We start from the raw sequence: 18,421 nt of genomic DNA, 5'->3' as shown, positions 1-18,421 counted from the left end.
CTCTCCCAGGCACCACCATGGCAGCCGTACGCGTCGCGGAACTCGACACCGAGGCCGAGTGGGAAGCCGCGTACCCCGTGCTGATGGAACTGTGGGCGGACGCCGACCGAGTGTTCACCCGCGAAGAGTTCCTTGCGTTCCTCCGCGAACTTCGAGCGGTCGAGGGGTACCGCCTGTTCGGCCTGTTCGCTGACGACGCGCTCGTTTCCGTCGCCGGCGTCTCCGTCCGCATGAGCGTGTGGTACGGGCGGTACCTGTGGGTGTACGACCTCGCTACGGCGCCCAACCACCGCTCGAATGGTTTCGGCGAGCGACTCCTCTCCCACCTGGAACGCTGGGCCGCGGACCGGGGCTGTGACACCATCGGGCTCGCGTCGGCGCCCGAACGCACCGACGCCCACCGGTTCTACGAGGACCGCGGCATGGAGCGCTCGAGCCACGTGTTCACGCGCTCCCTCGACTCGTGAGTTCGGGTTCCCTGTTCCTCACTACCGTATTCGACAGGACCTCGAAAGCCCAGGCGTCTCACCCCCCGGCCTCGTTGTCGCCGAAAGAGCGCAGAGCGCTCTTTCGAGATGACGAGAGAGCTTCGTTCTCTCGGACCACGCTCCTCGCTCGCGGTGCTCGCTGTGGTGCTTACTTCGTCCGTCTTCGTCCTTAGCCTCGAGGCTTTCGAGGTGTAGGAACCCGCCGCGAACCCAACGAGCGTACCACGTCACACAGAAACACGGAACGAAAGCATTCAAGCGCGAGACGCGACAACGACGCCCTATGTACGACCGACTGAAGGGATTCCGTGACTTCTACCCCGAGGAGATGGGGCCGCGTCGCGTGGCGATAGACGCCCTGGAGGGCGCCGCGCGGCAGTACGGCTTCCGGGAGATCGGGACGCCCGCGCTGGAGGGCCAGCAGATGTACGTCGACAAGTCCGGCGAGGGCATCGTCGAGGAACTGTACGCGTTCACGGACCAGGGCGGCCGGGACGTGGCGCTCACGCCCGAACTGACGCCGACGGTGGCGCGGATGGTGGTGGCGAAACAGCAGGCCCTCCAGAAGCCAATCAAGTGGTTCTCGACGCGGCCGTTCTGGCGCTACGAGGAGCCCCAGCAGGGCCGGTTCCGAGAGTTCTACCAGACGAACGTCGACATCTTCGGGTCCAGCGACCCCCGCGCCGACGCCGAGGTACTGGCGGTCGTCGCCGACGGCCTGACGGACCTCGGGCTGACGAGCGAGGACTTCGAGTTCCGCGTGAGCCACCGCGACATCCTCGGCGGTCTCCTCGAGTCCTTCGACGCCGACGTGGACACCGAGGAAGCCATCCGAACGGTGGACAAACGCGAGAAGGTCGAGTTCGCTGAGTACGTCGACGGCCTCGAGGCGGCCGGACTCACCCGCTCGCAGGCCGAGCGCTTCGACGACCTGCTGGCGGGCGACGACCTCGACGCACTCGTGGAGTTCGCGGGCACCGAGCGCGTCGACGACGCCGTGCAGAACCTCCGTGACGTCCTCGAAGCCGCCGAGCACCTCGGCGTGCGGGAGTACTGCGACGTCTCGCTGACCACGGCCAGGGGACTGGACTACTACACCGGCGTCGTCTTCGAGTGCTTCGACGCGACCGGCGAGGTGGGCCGCTCGGTGTTCGGCGGCGGGCGCTACGACGACCTCATCGAGAGCTTCGGCGGCCAGCCGACGCCCGCGGTCGGGGTCGCACCCGGCCACGCAACCCTGGGCCTGCTCCTGGAGAACGCGGGCGTGCTCCCCGAGGGCGAGTTCACCGCGGACTACTACGTCCTCCAGGTCGGCGACACTGAGGCCGAGGCAGCGCGCGTCGCCGGCGACCTCCGGGACCGCGGCAACGCCGTCGAGACGGACGTGACCGGCCGGAGCTTCGGCGCGCAGATGAACTACGCGGACGGCATCGGGGCGGAGACGGTCGTCATCGTCGGCGAACAAGACCTCGCGAACGGCGAGGTGACGGTGAAGGACATGGAGAGCGGCGACCAGGTGACCGCCCCCTTCGAGGAGTTCCCGGGCGAACTGGACGCTCCGACCGTCAACGACTTCGAGTAGCGAATGCCCCGTCGCGCGTTCCGCATCGCCTACGACGGCCGGCCGTACCGCGGTTTCCAGCGCCAGCCGGACGTCACGACCGTCGAGGACGAACTGTTTCGCGCACTCCGTCGGCTAGACGTCCTCGAAGGCGAGAAGCCCCCGGGCTACGCCGCCGCGGGACGCACGGACGCGGGCGTCTCGGCGCTCGCTCAGACCGTCGCCTTCGACGCACCCGACTGGCTCTCCCCGTCGGCGCTGAACACCGAACTCCCGGGACCGGTCGACGCGTGGGCCAGCGTCGACGCGCCACCCGACTTCCACGCGACCCACGACGCGAACTGGCGCGAGTACCGTTACTTCCTCCTAGTGCCGGACCTCGACGACCAGCGCGCCCGCGACGCGCTCGACCGGCTCACCGGCGAGCACGACTTCCACAACCTCACGCCCGACGACCGCAACACGGTCCGGGAGCTATCGGGGTCGCTCGCACGCGAGGACGACTTCCTCGTCCTCACGCTCCGCGCCGAGGGTTTCTGCCGGGAACTGGCCCGACGCGTCGTCTCGCTCGTCGAGGACGTCGCGGCGGGCGGGTCTTTCGACCGCATCGAGGACCTGCTCGGCCCGGACCCAGTCGAAGGCCCCGATGGTGTCCCGCCGGCGGACCCGCACCCGCTGGTGCTCCACGACGTGGACTACGACCTCGCGTTCGCGGTGGACGAGGACGCCGCGGCCCACGCCCGCGAGCGGTTCGCGGCGCTCCGTGAGGACCGTCTCGCGCTCGCCGCCGTCGCCGGCCACGTCGCCGACGGCATCTGACTACTCCCAGTCCGCGGGCCAGACGCCCGCGGCCTCCATTCCCGGGCGCACGTCGGCGGCGAGCAGGCGGTCCCGGAGCGCCGACTGGTCGGGACGGGGCACGTCGCGGGCGGTCAGAACCCGGACGAGGAGCGCGGCGAGCATACCGTGCTCGCGGAGGTTCCGCGAGTCGGCCTTGTCGCGGGTGTCGGCGTGCGTGTGCCCCCAGCCGCGGCCGCGCTCGGGCGTGACGCTGTGCAACTGGACGGCCGGCACGCCCCGCCGGAGGAACGGCCAGTGGTCGCTGTACGGGTGGATGGTCTCGTCGACCTCGACCGGGTGGCCCGTCCGCTCGGCGAGGTCGTCGAGGACCGCCTCGAACGCGTCGGTGCCGTGCGTGAACGCCCGGAGCGTCCGGTAGCGGCCCGCACCGTCGACGTTCACGACCGCGCGCACGGCGTCGAGGTCGAGTGACTCGGCGAGCGCTGCCGACCCGTGGAGGCCGACCTCCTCGGCGCCGACCGACGCGACTCGCACCTTGCAGTCGAGGTCGAGGTCGGCGAGCACGCGCGCCGCCGCGACGACGGTGGCGACGCCACAGCCGTTGTCGAGTGCGCCCTCCGCGATGTCGTGGGCGTCGTGGTGGGCGACGACGACCACCTCCTCGTCGGTGTCCGGTCCGAGGACGGCGTGGGCGTTCCTGCCGGTGCCCGACTCGGTCGTCGCGTCGACCGAGAGCGTGACTCGACCGTCCCGGTCGGCGTACTCCCGGAGCCACGCGCCCGTCTCCTTCGAGACGCCGACGGCGGGGAGCTCTCCCTCGTCGCCGAAGCGCAGCGACCCCGTCGGCGGTAGCTGGCCGTCCTTGTGGTTGTAGAAGACGAAGCCCGCGGCGCCGCCGTCGACAGCGCGGCCGTACTTCTCCATGCGGTGGACGAGGCGCTCGCCGGGTGGGCTGTCCGTGGACGCGAGGACGACCGCGCCCTCGACGTCGGACTCCTCGAACGCCGACTCCGTGCCGAAGCCGACGTCGACCAGCCGACCGGTCGCGTCGCCGGCCGGCGCGTACGGGAGGGCGATCGCCTCGAACGTCCGCTCGGTCGGCTCCGTTACCGCGAGCGAGCAGTCCCCGCGCGTCCACACCGCGAGGTCGAAGGCGTCGACGCTGACGTCGCGTGCGCCGGCCTCGGCGAAGGCGTCGGCGGCGAGTTCGGCCGCGCGGCGCTCGCCCTCGTGGCCGGCCATGCGGTCGTCGAGTTCGGTGAGGGCGGTGAGCACGTCCCACGGCGTCTCGTCGGTCCACGCCCGCCCCAGCACGCGTTCGACGCTGTGCGCCTCGTCGTCGGTCATGCGTGGGAGTACGCGCGGCGGCGGGGAAAAACTACGCCCCACCTGTTCCTTTCTTTCACGCCGACTCGGCGGCAAGCACGCAGTGTTTGGGAACGTTTAACCGAGTTGCCACGGAGAAATCCGGTATGAGCAGCGTCCCCGAACGCGGCGAGCGAGACGACGACTACAAGTGGGATCTGGAGTCCATCTACGCGACCGACGACGACTGGGAGCAGGCGTACGAGGCACTGTCCGAGCAACTCGACGAACTCGCGGCCTACGAGGGTCGGCTCACCGAGGACGGCGACACGCTCCTCGAGGCCATGGAACTCCGCGACGAGATCTACCGGGAGGCCGAGAAGGTGACCTCCTACGCGCGGATGCGCTCGGACGAGGACACCCGCGACCAGGAGTACCAGGCGCTCCGGGCGCGGGGCTCCAGTCTGATGGCCGATGTGTCGAGTGCGAGCTCCTACATCGACCCGGAACTCCAGGACAGCACGCGCGAGGAACTCCAGTCGATGGTGGAGTCCACGGAGGGCCTCGAGCAGTACGAGCACTACTTCGACGACGTGCTCCGGATGAAACCCCACACGCGCTCGGCGGAGGTCGAGGAGCTACTCAGCGACCTGAGCGAGGTGTTCGGCGCGCCCAGTGACGCGTACAACATGCTCACGGACGCCGACCTCGAGTTCCCGACCGTCGAGGACCCGGACGGCGAGGCGGTCGAGATCTCGCAGGCGAACTTCACGAAGCTCCTGAAGAACCCCGACCGCGAGTTCCGCCAGACCGTCCACGAGGAGTTCTTCGAGACGATGGCCGACGTCCGGAACACCATCGGCTCGACGATGAAGAACCAGATGAAACGGGACGTCAAACTCGCGGAGGCGCGCAACTACGACACCGCCCGCCAGGCCGCCCTCGACAGCGGCAACATCCCGACGGAGGTGTACGACAACCTCGTCGACACCGTCGACGACAACCTCGATAAACTCCACCGTCACGCGGACCTGAAGCGGGAGGCGCTGGGCGTCGACGAGCTGAAGATGTGGGACCTCTACATGCCCATCGTCGACTCCGAGAGCCCCGAGGTCGGCTACGATGAGGCCAGCGAGTACGTCGTGGAGGCCGTCGCGCCCCTCGGCGAGGACTACCAGCAGCGCGTCGCCGAGGGCCTCGAGTCGAACTGGGTGGACGTCTACGAGAACCGCGGGAAGCGCTCGGGCGCCTACTCCGGGGGCACCTACGACACCCAGCCGTTCATCCTGATGAACTACCAGGACGACATCGCCTCGATGTTCACGCTGGCCCACGAACTCGGCCACAGCCTCCACAGCGAGTACACGAGCGAGCAGCAGCCCTACGTCTACTCGCAGTACGAGATCTTCGTCGCGGAGGTCGCCTCCACGGTGAACGAGGCGCTGCTCGTCAACCACCTGCTGGACACCGTCGAGGACGACCGGTTCCGCCGCCACATCCTCAACGAGTACCTCGAGCGGTTCCGCTCGACGCTGTACCGCCAGACGCTGTTCGCGGACGTCGAACAGCGCCTCCACCGCCTCACCGAGGAGGGCGAGGCGCTGACCCCGGACCGCATCGACGAGGTGTACGGCGAGCGCAAGCAGGCCTACTACGCGAACGCGGACGTCGACGAGCACATCCGCCGCGAGTGGATGCGCATCCCGCACTTCTACTACAACTTCTACGTCTTCCAGTACTCCACGGGCATCTCCGCGGCCGTCGCGCTCGTCCAGGACATCCTCGAGGAGGGCCAGCCGGCCGCCGACCGCTACCTCGAGTTCCTGCAGCGTGGCTCCAGTGCGTACCCACTCGAACTGCTCCGGGACGCCGGCGTCGACATGTCCACGAGCGACCCCATCGAGCGCGCGCTCGGCGTCTACGACGACTACCTCGGCGAGGCCGAGACGCTCGTCGAGTGAGGCGGAACCGGCCCGAAACCGTCTGACGCGCGGCGGTCGGAAGGCGTTCCGCCTACCCAAAGGAACTTCTACGCCCGGCACCTAGGACGGCCAACGAATGTCGCGTAGTCCCTCATTGCCCGACCGGCCGACGCTCGATATCGATCCCGAGTCACCGCCGGAGGAACACCTCGACGCGCTCGAAGACCACTTCGGGGAGATTCTCGCAGTGCACGAGCAACTGCAGAGTCAACTCGACGAGGTCGAGTCGCGCCGGGAGGAGCTCCGCGAAGAGGTCAACCACCTCCAGCGCGAGAACGAGACTCTGAAGACGGCGTCGCTGTACCTCGCCACCGTCGAGGACCTGCCCTCCGACGGGGATGCCGTCATCAAGCAACACGGCAACAACCAGGAGGTGCTGACGGAGCTGTCGCCGCGACTCTCCGACCAGCTGGACGTCGGCGACCGGGTCGCCATCAACGACTCGTTCAGCGTCCAGCGCGTCCTCGACGACGAGACGGACGCCCGCGCCCAGGCGATGGAGGTCGACGAGTCCCCGAGCGTGGGCTACGACGACATCGGCGGCCTCGACGAGCAGCTCCGGGAGGTCCGGGAGGCCGTCGAGGACCCCCTCGTCAACCCCGAGAAGTTCGCCGCCGTCGGCGTCGAACCGCCGAGCGGCGTGCTGCTCCACGGCCCGCCCGGCACGGGGAAGACGATGCTCGCGAAGGCCGTCGCGAACCAGACCGACGCGACGTTCATCAAGATGGCCGGCAGCGAACTCGTCCGGAAGTTCATCGGCGAGGGCTCCCGGCTGGTTCGGGACCTCTTCGAACTGGCCGACCAGAACGAGCCAGCCATCATCTTCATCGACGAGATCGACGCCGTCGCCGCCAAGCGCACGGACTCGAAGACCAGCGGTGACGCCGAGGTCCAGCGGACGATGATGCAGTTGCTCTCCGAGATGGACGGCTTCGACGAGCGCGGCGACGTCCGCATCATCGCCGCCACGAACCGCTTCGACATGCTGGACTCGGCGATCCTCCGCCCGGGTCGCTTCGACCGCCTCATCGAGGTCCCCCACCCCGAGGTCGAGGCCCGCGAGCGCATCCTCGAGATCCACGCGGGCGAGATGAACGTCGCGGAGGACGTCGACTTCTCGGACCTCGCGGAGAAGACCGACGGCTTCTCCGGGGCACAGCTCGCCAGCCTCACGACCGAGGCCGGCATGTTCGCCATCCGCGACGACCGCCAGGAGGTCCGTCGCGAGGACTTCGACGACGCCTACGAGAAGCTCGTCACCGAGGGTGAGGACGGTGAACTCGGTGCGAGCTACCCGAGCTACATCCAGTAACGCTGTTTTCGGGCGGTCGCGGAACCGAAGCCCATTACCTCCCCGCCACGCTACCCCGGGGTATGACAATCCGAGTCGCCTGGGGGACGGGCGCGGGGCCGACCGAGATGGCGGCCTACGACGCCGCGCTCGCGGACGCGAACCTCCACAACTACAACCTCGTCACCGTCTCCTCGGTGATTCCAGCGGACGCCGACGTCGAGGCGGTGGGGACGGCGCCGGACCTCGGCCCCGCGGGCAACCGCCTGACGGTCGTCCAGGCGCACGCGAACGCCGCCGGTCCGGGACAGGTCAGCGCGGGGCTGGCGTGGGCCGAGAGCGAGGACGGCCCGGGGTTGTTCTACGAGGCGGCCGGCGAGACGGACTCCGAGACGGTCGCCAAGCGCGTGCGTGCCGGCCTCGACGCGGGCCGCGACCTCCGGGACTGGGCGTTCACCGCGGAGACGACGCGAACGGTGAGTACGGACGCCACACCGGGCGAGTACGCGGCTGCGGTGGTCGTCGCGGCGTACGGCGAGAGCGAGCCGGTGCTCTGACCGACCGGGGGAACGCGGTCGGCTCCCGCCATCCGGTCCGAACACCTTTATACGGCTGTCGCCAATTCTGCCAACTGAACAGCACTCGAACGCCCGGACACCACGCCGTCCGACGGGGCGAGTCCAGGCTGCCACCGCCAACGCAGTTCGTTATCGCCCGACATCGCGCCCGTCGTGTCCCGACCCGGAGACCCCACCCACGATGACACGTCCCTCTCTCTCCAGGCGCGCGTTCCTCGCGTCCGCAGTCTCCGCCTCGCTCGCGGGCTGCAACGGCGTCAGGTACCGCGACCGGTACAGCCCCGGGACGCGCGTCTCGCTCACCGTGAGCGCTCCGCCGGCGGACGACGACCAGGCTGCCACGATGATCGCCCGGGAACTCGCGGACCGGCTGTCGGCGCTCGGCGTCGACGCCAGCTTCGAGCCGAAGGGGCAGTCACAGCTCTACTTGGACGCGCTCATCAACAACGACTTCGACGTGTTCGTCGGCCGTCACCCGGGCCTCGACCACCCCGACGCGCTCTACTCGCTGCTCCACTCGTCGTTCGCCTCCGAGCCGGGCTGGCAGAACCCGTTCGGCGTCACCAGTGTCGCCATCGACGACAGTCTCGAGGCGATACGCGCGGCCGACGACCCGGCCGCGGAGCTAGACGCCTTCCTGGACGCGTACACCGAACGCGTCCCGTTCGCCGTCGTCGCGGAGCCGGAGTTCCTCACCGCGCGCCGCCGGGAGCTCTCGGTCGAGGCGGACGCACTGACCGCACGCCCCATCGACGTCCTCCAGCAGCTCGCGGACGTAGCCCTCGACCGGCCGCTCCGGGCCGGTATCTTCTCCGCGGAGGTGACCGAGAACCGGAACCCCATCGCCGGCGAGTTCCGGTGGAACGACCAGCTGCTCGGACTCCTGTACGACTCGCTGGCACGCCCGGCGCGGGATAGTTCGTCGTACCTCCCGTGGGCGGCCGAGGACTGGTACTTCGACGACGAACTCGTCGTCGAACTCCGCCCGGACCAGCAGTTCCACGACGGCTCCCCGCTCACCGCTGACGACGTGGCGTTCACCGTCGACTTCCTGTCGGACACCGCCCTCGGAGACGCCGCCTCTCCGGTGCCGGCGACGCGGTTCCGCGGTCGGACGACGCTCGTCTCCTCCGTCCGGGCGACCGACAGCACGACCGTCCGGTTCGACCTCGAACCCGACGTCGGCCCGCGGACTGCCGAGCGCGTCCTCACGCTACCAATCCTCCCCGCCGCGGAGTGGCGCGACCGGACGAACCTCGTAAAGGACCGCGTCACGCAGGCGCTCGTCTGGGAGAACCCGAACCCGGTAGGCAGCGGCCCGTTCGCGTTCGACGGCGCGACCGAGGACGAGTCGGTGCGGCTCCGCCCGTTCGCCGAGCACTTCCTCGCCGACGTGGACGACGACCCGGTGACCCGGTACGCTGGCGCCCTCGACAGCGAGGGGCTGGTCGCCAGGTACGCGCCGTCGGGCGAGGACGCCATCGCGGCGCTCCGGGACGGCCGACTCGACACGTCGCTGCACTCGTTCCCGCTGAACGCGTTCGGCGGCATCACCGACGACGTGGTCACCTCGAGTGGCGGGTCGAACGGACTGTACGTGGTCGGCTACAACCTCCGGCGCGCGCCGCTCTCGGACTTCCGGTTCCGGCAGGTGCTCGCTCGACTCCACGACCGGGAGCACACCGTCGCGTCCGTCTTCGGCGACGTCGCCAACGCGACGGACCTCCCGGTCATCGAGAAGTGGGGCGTCGACGAGACGACGACTGACGAACACTCCGTGGGCCCGTTCCCGGGCTGGAACGGCGAACTGGACGTCGAACGCGGTCGAGAACTGTTCGAATCGATCGGCCTCACGTACGACGACGAGGAGAACCTCTACCGATAACCATGGTCCTCAGAGAGACGCTAGTGGCGCTCGCGGTGAACGTGTTGGCGATGCTCGTCCCGGCAGTCGTCGTCGCCGTCGGCGTGCGGAACCTGACGGGGGCACTCGCGGACGCCAGGCGCCGCTTCGTCGCGGTCGCGCCGTACCTCCTTCCGCTGGCCGTCGTACTCGCGGCGCGCCGACTCGCGTTGACCGTCGGACCGGAGCTGTCGTGGTACCTGGAGTGGAACGCCAGCGGGTTCATCTACGCGCTGGAGGGGACGACCATCGTCACCATCCAGTCGCTGTCGTCGCCGCTGCTGACGGAGTACTTCGTGTTCGTCTACCTCTACGGCTACGTGTTCCTGCTGGTGTTCCCCCTGATCGCGTACTTCGTCCTCGACGACAGCGACCGCCTCGCGGAACTGCTCGCCGCGTACGGACTGAACTACGGGCTCGGACTCGTCTGCTACGTCCTCATCGTCGCGTACGGCCCACGGAACGTCATCCCGTCGGCCGTCGAGTCGCTGCTGTACACGACGTACCCGACGTCACAGCACCTGACCGGGGAGGTGAACCTGAACACGAACGTCTTCCCATCGCTGCACGCGTCGCTGTCCGTGACGGTCGCGCTGTTCGCGTGGCGCTCCCGACAGCGCTACCCCGGCTGGCTGTTCGTCGCGACGCTCCTCGCGGTCAGCGTCGCCGCCGCGACGATGTACCTCGGCATCCACTGGGCGACGGACGTCGCCGGCGGGCTCCTGCTCGCGGCGGGGTCGTACTGGCTGGCCATCTGGCTCGTCGAACGGTACGGCTGCTGGGAGTCGCTGCCGGACGTCCGTGCCCACTGGAAGCAGGTGCGCTCCCGGTAGTCGGCCCGCCGACCGTGTGACTCTGTGGCAAACTAAAAGGCCTTTACGTAGGGGGCGCCTACGGGGTGTCAATGCACGGGAACACGCCGTACAGCGGTGTGGAGCAGTCCAGCGCCGACCTGACGGCGACCCAGCGCCGCTCGCTGCGTGCCTCCACCGCACAGATCGCCGCCCAGACCAGGGACTACCTCCCCGACGAGTACGTCGTCGGCTCCGAGATCTCCAGCGGAACCAACGGTATCCAGGTGACCGTCGCCGTCCGACCGCCGGTCGGCAACCCGGTCAGCGCGGGGTTCACCCCCGAGTTCGAGAACCTCTCGGACGACGACCTCATCTCCGACGAGGACCGCGAAGAAGTGGCACGAGGCCTCGCCGCCAGCGCCGCCCTTCAGGTGAAGGCCGCGCTCGGCGACGACGTCCCGAAGACCGCACGCTAGTTCTGCAGTCCATCGTGGTGGTGGTGGTCGGTTGTCGGCGGCGCCAGGAACAGCGCGTACGCCGTCGCGGCGACCGCGGCGCCGCCCCCGCAGGCGAGTGCGAGCGACCACGGCAGGGCGGTCGCACCCGCGAACACGCTCGCGAGGAACGCGAGCGGGATGACGGCGAGGACGAGGTCGTATCGAGTCGGCGCGACGGAGTCGTCCAGTTGGCGTGCGATTCGACTGACTGGTGGCTGGTCGGCTTGCATACGACTCACCCCGCAGTGGGTTGTAGGAACGCCGGAAACTAAAATTCTACTCCCGGTCGGGTGTGCGCTACTTCCCCCAGAAGGGGTCGCGCTTGCGCTGGATCTCGAGGTACGCCTTCAGCGCCTCGCGCTCGTCGGCCGGGATCTCCTTGGCGAGTTCCTGCTCCAGGACCTTCGCGTGTTTCTCCGGTAGGTCGACCCACAGTTCGTCGCCCTCCTCGATGTCGCGGCCCACCGTCGGGCCGTCGATGGAGACGCTGACGCGGTTGCCCGCTCGTGCCTCGTCGACGTCCTCGCCCTGGTCCTGGATGCCCTTCACGACGCCGACACGGTCGAGTTCGTTGCCCTCGATGAGACCGACCGGCGTGTTGCGCTTCAGCGTCCCCGAGACGACCTCGACGCCGACGACCGCGGGGTCGCTCTGGCGGAACGTGTGGTCTTTCAGGATGCGGAAGCGCGCGGGCCGCACGATGTTCTCGAAGATGGCCTCCTTCTGTTCGCGCTCGCGCTCGTCGACGAACGTCTCGTAGTCCTCGACGAGCTGGTAGATGACGTCGCTGTCGAACAGTCGCACCGCCTCGTTCTCGGCCTTCTGTTCGGCCGCCGAGAGCACCTCGACGTTGAACCCGAGGAGGACGCGGTGTTTCTCCTCGTCGACGGTGGTCGCCATCGCCACGTCGCGAGGTGCGACGTCACCGACCTCCGCGGACATCACGGGGATCTCGGCCTCCTCGAGGGCGTTGACGAGCGCCTCCAGGCTGCCCAGCGTGTCGGCCTTCACGACGACGCCCTCCTCCTCGGTCTCGACGGCGACCTCCGCGAGTTCGGCCTGCACCTCCTCGACGACGGTCTCGACGTCGCGGTCGCCGACGACCCGAACCGGCGCGCCCGCCATCGCGTCGTCGAGGTCGGGTGCCGCGATCTTCAGGCCGGCCGCGGCCTGCATCTCGGGCACGTCGTCGAAGCGCTTCTCCGTCCGTATCTCGGCGAGTTCCCGCGGCTTCAGGAGCGCGCGAACCTCCGTGACAATGGGGTCGTTCTGCCCGCCGACGACGATCTGGTCACCCTGCCGGATGGTGCCGTCGTAGAGGATGACGTCGAGGGTCGTCCCGAACCCCTGTTCGTCTTTCACCTCGAGCACCGTGCCCGCGCCCGGCCCCGCGATGTTCACCTCCATCTCGTCTTTCATGTAGCGCTGTGCGAGCCCCATCAGCACCGTGAGGAGGTCGGGGACGCCCTCGCCGGTCTCCGCGGACACCGGGATGACGCCGATGTTCGACTGGAAGTTCTGGACGCGCCAGTAGAGGTCCGAGGAGAACCCCTCACCGGAGAGTTCGCCGATGAGTTCGTACAGTTTCTCGTCGAGGTCCGACCGGACGCGGTCGGACTGTGCCTCGTAGGTCCCCTTGACCGGCGCGTCCTCGTTGGGGTTCCACCCCGGCACGGTGTCGATCTTGTTCGCCGCGACGACGAACGGCGTCCCCGTGTCCTTCAGGATGCGGATGGCCTCCTCGGTCTGGGGCTGGAAGCCGTCGTTGACGTCCACGACGAGGATGGCGATGTCCGCGAGCGCGCCCCCACGCGAGCGCAGCGTCGAGAACGAGTGGTGGCCGGGCGTGTCGATGAACAGCAGGCCCGGCAGGTCGAACTCCGTCGGGTCGACGAGGCTGCCCGCGACCTCCGACACCACGTCCAGTGGCACGGCTGTCGCGCCGATGTGCTGGGTGATGGCGCCGGCCTCGCCCTCGATGACGGCGGAGCCGCGTATCTTGTCCAGGAGGCTGGTCTTCCCGTGGTCGACGTGACCGAGGACCGCCACGATCGGCGTGCGGAGGTCCCCGGGGGTTTCCGTGGTGTCTGCGTCGGACATAGTAGAATCCTCCGAGAGAACGGTCGTTACCCGAACAGAGCGCGTGGTATCGTATAATTCCATCGTAACGCAGGCGAGTGTGGGTCGCTCCGTCCACTGGATGGGTGTCGCTCCGCTCGCGAGGGACGTAGCACCAGGCGGTGAACGGAAGAAAGCCCTCGCGCGGCTTGCGCACGCTCAGCGACATATCACTCACTGCGTGCGCGATAGTGGTCGCTGAGGCGCACACGGTCTTCGCCCGCGAGCCGCGCTCGCCCTTTCGATCCGCCAGGCTGCCGGCTGTTTAGTCAGTAGACTATCCTGGTCGTCGGACGGGCGTACGACGACCCCGCGGGGTTTATGTGAATCCCGGCAGTGGAAGCGGGTATGGCCGACATCCTCGCCGAGAACCTCTCCGGGAAGGCCGTGATGGGGTCGGACGGCACGGAACTCGGGATGCTGTACAACATCACGATGGACCTGAAGAGCGGGAAACTCGAACACCTCCTCGTCGAGGAACACGAGGACTCCACGGTGAACGTCGACTTCCCGACCGACGAACAGGGGCGCTACCGGGTACCGGTCGGGCGCGTGCAGGCGGTGAAGGACTACATCGTCGTCCAGCGATAGTGCACGTCCTCGACTCGTCGGCGTTCATCCACGACTACGACGTGGACGGACCGACGGCGTCGGTGCCGGAGGTCCGCGAGGAGTTGACGGACTCCGCGGGTTTCCGCTTCGACGCCGCGTCGGGCAGCGGGATGCAGGTACAGGTGCCGGGAGAAGCGGCGCGTCGTGCGGTCCGGACCGCCGCGAAGGCGACGGGCGACGACCGTGAACTCTCCGAGACGGACCGCCGCCTGCTCGCGGTGGCCCACGAACTCGACGGGACGCTGGTCACCGACGACTACGCGATGCAGAACGTGGCCGACGAACTCGGCGTCGCTGTCGACGCCATCGCCCAGGACGGTATCGACGAGCGCCGCGACTGGAACTTCCAGTGTGCGGGCTGCGGTCGCGAGTTCGACGAGTCCAGAGACCGCTGCCCGGTCTGTGGGAGCGACCTCTCGCGTAAACGTCCCCGCTAGTTCAGTTCCTCGAGCCCGTTCTCGATTAGCTGGCGGAGGACCTCCTGCTCGGAGAGGTCGTACTCCCGGGCCAGCTCCTCGATGTCCGCCGAGAGCGAATCGTCACAGACGACGGAGTACTTTCTGGGCACGCTCCTTCCATTCACGGTGCTACTACGTAATACTTAGTCAGCCCCGCGTCAGACGCTACGTGAACAGGGCGTAGGCGAGCGCGAACTGGACGGCGTCGTAGACGCCGTGGACGACGATCGGCGCGAACAGGTCGTCGGTCCGCGCGTAGGCCACGCCGAGCACGAGCGAGACGAGGAAGAGCCGGGAGAGTGTCACCAGCACCGCGCCCGGTGGCGCGCCGGCGCCGGCGTACGCGAGCAGGTGACTCCCCGTGAACACGAGTGACGCCGCGACGATGGCCGCGTGCTTGGAGTACGCGCCGCCGAGGAACTGCTGGACGCCGTTGCGGGCGAGCAGTTCCTCGCCGGGACCGATGAAGACCAGCGAGACGACCACGAGCGGCGGCAGAATCTCGGGGTGGGCCTTCGCCGTCTCGACGAGGCTGTGGGTGCTCTGCGGGAGCGAGAACGCCGCGACGACCACGTTCAACAGCAGGTGGACCGCGAAGATGGCGACGACGCCGCCGCCGGCGATCAGCAGATCCCGGCGTCCCGGACGGCTCACGTCGAGGCTGCCGCCGAACGAGCGCACGAACACGAGCCCCGCGATTCCGTACCCGACGCTCGCGAAGGCGGTGTTCGCCGGCACCTGCACGAGCGGTCCCTCGGGGAGGAACGACACGACGACAGCAGCGACGAGGCTGCCGAACACGAGCGCCGCGATGGAGACGACGACCGCGACGAACGTCCGGCGCTCGCGCTCGCGGACGGCGGCCTTCTCGAGGCCCGCGACCGCAGCGGCGCCCGCGGCCACCGCGGCGACGCCGGCGAGCAACGCGAGCAGCGGGCCCCGCGGGAGGGTCCCCGTGATGCCGAGAATGGCGTACGCCGACGCGAGCAGGAGGCCGGTGGCGGCGACGGCGGCGACGGCGTCGAGCCAGTCGGGCCCGGAGCCGTGGCGGCGGAGCGCGAACGCGAGCGCCGCGGCGCCCGCGAACCCGGCGGCGGTCGTCGTCAAGACGTCTGTGACGGGCGCCCAGTCGAGGAACGTGGCGGCGAGCCCGACGCCCGCGACGACGAACCCGACGGTCTGCGCGTACCGGTCGTTCACGTCCGGCGGTGCGGGCCGCGCGGGCTTAGGCGTGCCGCTCGCGGCGCGCTACTCGACGACGAACCGGCGCTTGTCGGGCAGCCACTCCTCGCCGCGCAGCAGGCCGCGAGCGGCCTCTTTCCCCCACTCGACGGCCGGCTGGGTGAACGTCTCGACGCCGTACAGTTCGCCGGCGAGCACGCAGGCGGCCTCGAAGTCGTACAGCAGGCGACCGAGCGACCGCTCGTCGACGCCGTCGATCTCGACGCGGACGTTCGGCACGCCCGACTCCGCGAGACTCGCCTCGGTGGCCTCGAACTCCGCGTCGAGCAGGGTGCCGAGGCTGCCGCCCGCGAGGTAGTCGAGGTCCTCGAGTTCGGTGTCGGGGATGTCGCGGTCCGTCCGTTCGGTGGGCCGCAGGAGCGTGACGAGTTTGTCCCGGGGCCCCGCGCGGTAGAGCTGGAGCTGGCTGTGCTGGTCGGTCGCGCCGAGCGCTCGCGCGGGCGTCTGGCCCAGGCCGTCCTTCCCGAGGCTCTCGGCCCAGAGCTGTGCGAACCACTCCGCGAACGTCTCCAGGCCCTCCGCGTACGGCATCATCACGTTGGTGCCGGCGCCACGTTCGTCGAGGGCGTACGCGAGTGCGCCGTAGGCGTACGCGGGACAGTCGAACAGCGAGTCGCCGAGCGCGGCCATCCCGTCGCGTCCGCCCGCGAGAATCGCGTCGACGTCGTGGCCGGCGAGCGCCGCCGCGGGGAGGCCGACCGTCGAGAGCGCCGAGAACCGGCCCGGGACGCCGTCGGGCACGTCGAGCGCCGGGAGATCGTGTTCCTCCGCGAGGTTCCGGAGGTTGCCGTCCGGGCCGGTGGTGACGAACGTGCGCTCGGTCCAGTCGACGTCCGCGTCGGCCATCGCCTCGCGGACCACGAGGAAGTTCGCGAGCGTCTCCACCGTCGTGCCCGAGCGCGAGACGACGTTCACGGCCGTCTGCGAGAGGTCCAGGTCGTCGAGCAGGCCGGTGACGTGTTCCGGGTCGACGTTGTCGAGGAAGTAGGTGTCCAGCTCCGAGTCGAGTGCGTCGACGAGGGTCGCTGCGCCGAGCGCGCTACCGCCGATGCCGACGGTCAGCAGCGTCTCGCAGTCCGCGAACGGTTCGACGGCCTCGCGGATCGCGTCGGCGTCAGCGGTCTCCGGGAGGTTCAGTGCGGCGTAGCCGAACTCGTCGTCGGCCATCCCGGCGGCGATGCGGTCGTGCGCGTCGGCGACGCGGTCGTCGAGGCGGGCGAGCGCGTCCTCGGGGACCCCCGGCGTCGCCGTCTCGGCGAGCGCGTTCCCCACGTCTACGTGCATACTCCGTATGCGGGGTGCCGTTGGCTTAAGTCGCCGTGCTTTTGCTCCGTCGGTGCCGACCCACGGACGATGGGGCGTTTCGACAGCTACTCCGGCCTGCTCACGGCCTACCCGTACGCGTTCCGCCACTCCGACTCCCGGCTGTTCCGGAGCTACGTCGTCGTGAGCGCGCTGCTGGGCGCCCTCTTCGCGTTCCTGATGGCCGGCGCGCTGGTCGTGCTCGTCGGCAACACGGCGGGCGCACGCGGCGGATCGCTGACGCTCTCACGGACGTTCTACGTCGTCGTCGGCCTCTTCGTGTTCGCGCCGCTGGTCGGGCCCGTCCTCCTCGTCGCGCGCCGCCACCGCCGCGAGACACCGGTCGCACCGCGCTACGACGCCGCGCTCGGGGCCGCCGGCTACGCATTCGTCATCTCGGTGTACCTGGGCGTCGTCGCGTCGATGCCCGCGGAGTTCCGGACCAACGGCGAACTCGTGGCGCGACCGGAGCCCTCGGGGCTGTTCGCGCCGGTCGTCGAACTGCTGTACGCGATTCCGGGGGTGGCCTCCCCGGTGGTCCCGCTCGTCGGTGCGCTCGTCGTCTACGCCGTCCACCGCTGGTACAGGTCGAAACGCGGAAACGGCGAGCGAGCGTAGTGCCGCCGATGACCGACGAGAAGACAGCGACGTTCCTCGTCGCGGAAGCCGACGACGACTCCGCGATTCTCTCGGACGTGTCGGACGCGCAGGTGCACACGCTCTCGGAGAACCCCGGCGTCGAGGCCGGCGACGTGCTGGCAGCGACCGTCGCGCCGGACCCGCCGATGGGCGTCACGTACAGCGTCGTCGACGTCGAAGAACGGAAGCGGATCCCCGTCGAGGTGAGCGAGGAGGCGCCGACGCGGCAGGCCGAGTCGATGGCCGCGGACCTCGACGCGGGCGAACTCGCGACCGCCGAGCGCGCCGGCGTCGGCGAAGTCCACGTCCTCTCCGTGCCCGCGGACTCCGTCGAGGCGGCCGTCGAGGACGTCCTCGAGGACGACCAGACGGTCGCCCGGGCGGCCAGGATCGGCGTCGAACGCGTCGAGGTCCGCTCCGGCGAGGACTTCCTCAGCGTGCGCTACCTGCCGTAGGACAGAGTCGCGCTTCTCTCACTACGCCTCGTCCGGGGACGGCCCGGCCTGGCTCTGCACTTCCCAGCCGGACTGGACGCCACAGGCCTCCCCCTCGACGAACTCGATCTCCGTCTCCTCGTTCAGCTCGCCGTCGCCGTCCACCGCCACGACGCGGAGGGGGACGTCCGGACTGTCCCCACAGCAGCCGACGTCGAGGAACACGTCCCAGACGTCTCCCTCGCGGGCTGGCCCCTGCGTGCGCTTGAGGTACGCCCGCATGTGGCCGGTCGTCAACTGGTCGCGTCCCCAGTTGCTCACGTCGGACGGGTAGGCGAGTGTCACGTGTTTCGTGGCCATGTTCGCGGGTAGGGGTGCCACGTTCTTACGCCTGCTGCCGAGTGGTTCGGTCCCCC

Annotated in this window: 20 protein-coding genes; 13 read left to right on the top strand and 7 right to left on the bottom strand. The window is 69.3% G+C overall.

The annotated features are described in order from the left end of the window. Window positions 1–17 precede the first annotated feature (17 nt). From LT965_RS05135 to truA, 3 genes are all read left to right on the top strand, one after another. Window positions 18–467: a GNAT family N-acetyltransferase gene (locus tag LT965_RS05135; protein WP_232702945.1), complete on the top strand. Its 450-nt coding sequence runs from the start codon at window positions 18–20 to the stop codon at window positions 465–467. Between the two features lie 304 nt (window positions 468–771). Next, window positions 772–2,070, top strand: coding sequence for a histidine--tRNA ligase (gene hisS, locus LT965_RS05130; RefSeq protein ID WP_232702944.1), 1,299 nt, complete (start codon window positions 772–774; stop codon window positions 2,068–2,070). A 3-nt stretch (window positions 2,071–2,073) separates the two neighbouring features. Then, window positions 2,074–2,868: a tRNA pseudouridine(38-40) synthase TruA gene (truA, locus tag LT965_RS05125; RefSeq protein WP_232702943.1), complete on the top strand. Its 795-nt coding sequence runs from the start codon at window positions 2,074–2,076 to the stop codon at window positions 2,866–2,868. Here the strand turns inward: truA and LT965_RS05120 are convergent, their stop codons facing one another. Then, window positions 2,869–4,197: a M28 family peptidase gene (locus LT965_RS05120; protein WP_232702942.1), complete on the bottom strand. Its 1,329-nt coding sequence runs from the start codon at window positions 4,195–4,197 to the stop codon at window positions 2,869–2,871. 125 nt (window positions 4,198–4,322) lie between these two features. Here LT965_RS05120 and pepF point away from each other — a divergent pair, with 125 nt between their 5' ends. The 6 genes from pepF (at window position 4,323) to LT965_RS05090 (ending at window position 11,179) form a co-directional block, all read left to right on the top strand. After that, window positions 4,323–6,116: an oligoendopeptidase F gene (pepF, locus tag LT965_RS05115; protein WP_232702941.1), complete on the top strand. Its 1,794-nt coding sequence runs from the start codon at window positions 4,323–4,325 to the stop codon at window positions 6,114–6,116. A gap of 97 nt (window positions 6,117–6,213) precedes the next feature. Further along, complete coding sequence (pan2, locus tag LT965_RS05110) at window positions 6,214–7,449, top strand: proteasome-activating nucleotidase Pan2 (RefSeq protein WP_232702940.1); 1,236 nt, start codon at window positions 6,214–6,216, stop codon at window positions 7,447–7,449. Window positions 7,450–7,511: 62 nt separating this feature from the next. Next, window positions 7,512–7,985 carry a pyruvoyl-dependent arginine decarboxylase gene (locus LT965_RS05105; protein WP_232702939.1) on the top strand — a complete coding sequence of 158 codons (474 nt, stop codon included), beginning with the start codon at window positions 7,512–7,514 and terminating at the stop codon, window positions 7,983–7,985. 202 nt (window positions 7,986–8,187) lie between these two features. Beyond that, entirely contained in the window at window positions 8,188–9,891 is a 1,704-nt protein-coding gene (locus tag LT965_RS05100; protein ID WP_232702938.1) for an ABC transporter substrate-binding protein, read from the top strand. A gap of 2 nt (window positions 9,892–9,893) precedes the next feature. Further along, a complete protein-coding gene (locus tag LT965_RS05095; protein WP_232702937.1) occupies window positions 9,894–10,742 on the top strand; it encodes a phosphatase PAP2 family protein in 849 nt (282 codons plus the stop codon). Window positions 10,743–10,813: 71 nt separating this feature from the next. Continuing rightward, entirely contained in the window at window positions 10,814–11,179 is a 366-nt protein-coding gene (locus LT965_RS05090) for a DUF5811 family protein (RefSeq protein ID WP_232702936.1), read from the top strand. Here the strand turns inward: LT965_RS05090 and LT965_RS05085 are convergent. Both LT965_RS05085 and infB read right to left on the bottom strand, forming a co-directional pair. Beyond that, entirely contained in the window at window positions 11,176–11,430 is a 255-nt protein-coding gene (locus tag LT965_RS05085; RefSeq protein ID WP_232702935.1) for a DUF8015 family protein, read from the bottom strand. The two genes, LT965_RS05090 and LT965_RS05085, sit on opposite strands and share 4 nt — an antisense overlap. A gap of 67 nt (window positions 11,431–11,497) precedes the next feature. Continuing rightward, window positions 11,498–13,300, bottom strand: coding sequence for a translation initiation factor IF-2 (gene infB, locus LT965_RS05080; RefSeq protein ID WP_232702934.1), 1,803 nt, complete (start codon window positions 13,298–13,300; stop codon window positions 11,498–11,500). Between the two features lie 366 nt (window positions 13,301–13,666). Between infB and LT965_RS05075 the strand changes: the two genes are divergently transcribed. Together LT965_RS05075 and LT965_RS05070 are read left to right on the top strand one after the other, a co-directional pair. After that, window positions 13,667–13,909 (top strand): PRC-barrel domain-containing protein, encoded by a 243-nt coding sequence (locus LT965_RS05075; protein WP_232702933.1) that lies wholly within the window; start codon window positions 13,667–13,669, stop codon window positions 13,907–13,909. Continuing rightward, on the top strand, window positions 13,909–14,367 hold the full coding sequence (locus LT965_RS05070) for an NOB1 family endonuclease (protein ID WP_232702932.1): 459 nt from the start codon (window positions 13,909–13,911) through the stop codon (window positions 14,365–14,367). Before LT965_RS05075 ends, LT965_RS05070 begins: the two co-directional genes overlap by 1 nt. Here the strand turns inward: LT965_RS05070 and LT965_RS05065 are convergent. From LT965_RS05065 to LT965_RS05055, 3 genes are read right to left on the bottom strand one after another with little or no spacing between them, the layout of a single operon-like run. Further along, entirely contained in the window at window positions 14,364–14,498 is a 135-nt protein-coding gene (locus tag LT965_RS05065) for a CopG family transcriptional regulator (RefSeq protein ID WP_232702931.1), read from the bottom strand. The two genes, LT965_RS05070 and LT965_RS05065, sit on opposite strands and share 4 nt — an antisense overlap. Window positions 14,499–14,553: 55 nt before the next feature. Further along, the gene (locus tag LT965_RS05060) at window positions 14,554–15,588 is read right to left on the bottom strand and encodes a CPBP family intramembrane glutamic endopeptidase (protein WP_232702930.1); all 1,035 of its coding nucleotides are present in this window, start codon (window positions 15,586–15,588) and stop codon (window positions 14,554–14,556) included. 48 nt (window positions 15,589–15,636) lie between these two features. Beyond that, a complete protein-coding gene (locus LT965_RS05055) occupies window positions 15,637–16,914 on the bottom strand; it encodes a glucose-6-phosphate isomerase (protein ID WP_232702929.1) in 1,278 nt (425 codons plus the stop codon). Between the two features lie 69 nt (window positions 16,915–16,983). Here LT965_RS05055 and LT965_RS05050 point away from each other — a divergent pair, with 69 nt between their 5' ends. Together LT965_RS05050 and LT965_RS05045 are read left to right on the top strand one after the other, a co-directional pair. Further along, window positions 16,984–17,550, top strand: a complete 567-nt coding sequence (locus LT965_RS05050; protein WP_232702928.1) for a DUF8056 family protein — start codon at window positions 16,984–16,986, stop codon at window positions 17,548–17,550. An 8-nt stretch (window positions 17,551–17,558) separates the two neighbouring features. Then, window positions 17,559–18,026: a DUF5812 family protein gene (locus tag LT965_RS05045; protein ID WP_232702927.1), complete on the top strand. Its 468-nt coding sequence runs from the start codon at window positions 17,559–17,561 to the stop codon at window positions 18,024–18,026. A gap of 21 nt (window positions 18,027–18,047) precedes the next feature. Here the strand turns inward: LT965_RS05045 and LT965_RS05040 are convergent, their stop codons facing one another. Continuing rightward, window positions 18,048–18,365 (bottom strand): DUF7968 family protein, encoded by a 318-nt coding sequence (locus LT965_RS05040; RefSeq protein ID WP_232702926.1) that lies wholly within the window; start codon window positions 18,363–18,365, stop codon window positions 18,048–18,050. Window positions 18,366–18,421 lie beyond the last annotated feature (56 nt).

Origin of the sequence: Halobacterium wangiae (assembly GCF_021249345.1) — an archaeon.
GTDB lineage: Archaea > Halobacteriota > Halobacteria > Halobacteriales > Halobacteriaceae > Halobacterium > Halobacterium wangiae.
Note: the sequence above shows the minus strand (reverse complement) of the source record. Positions and strands in the feature narration are given on the sequence as shown.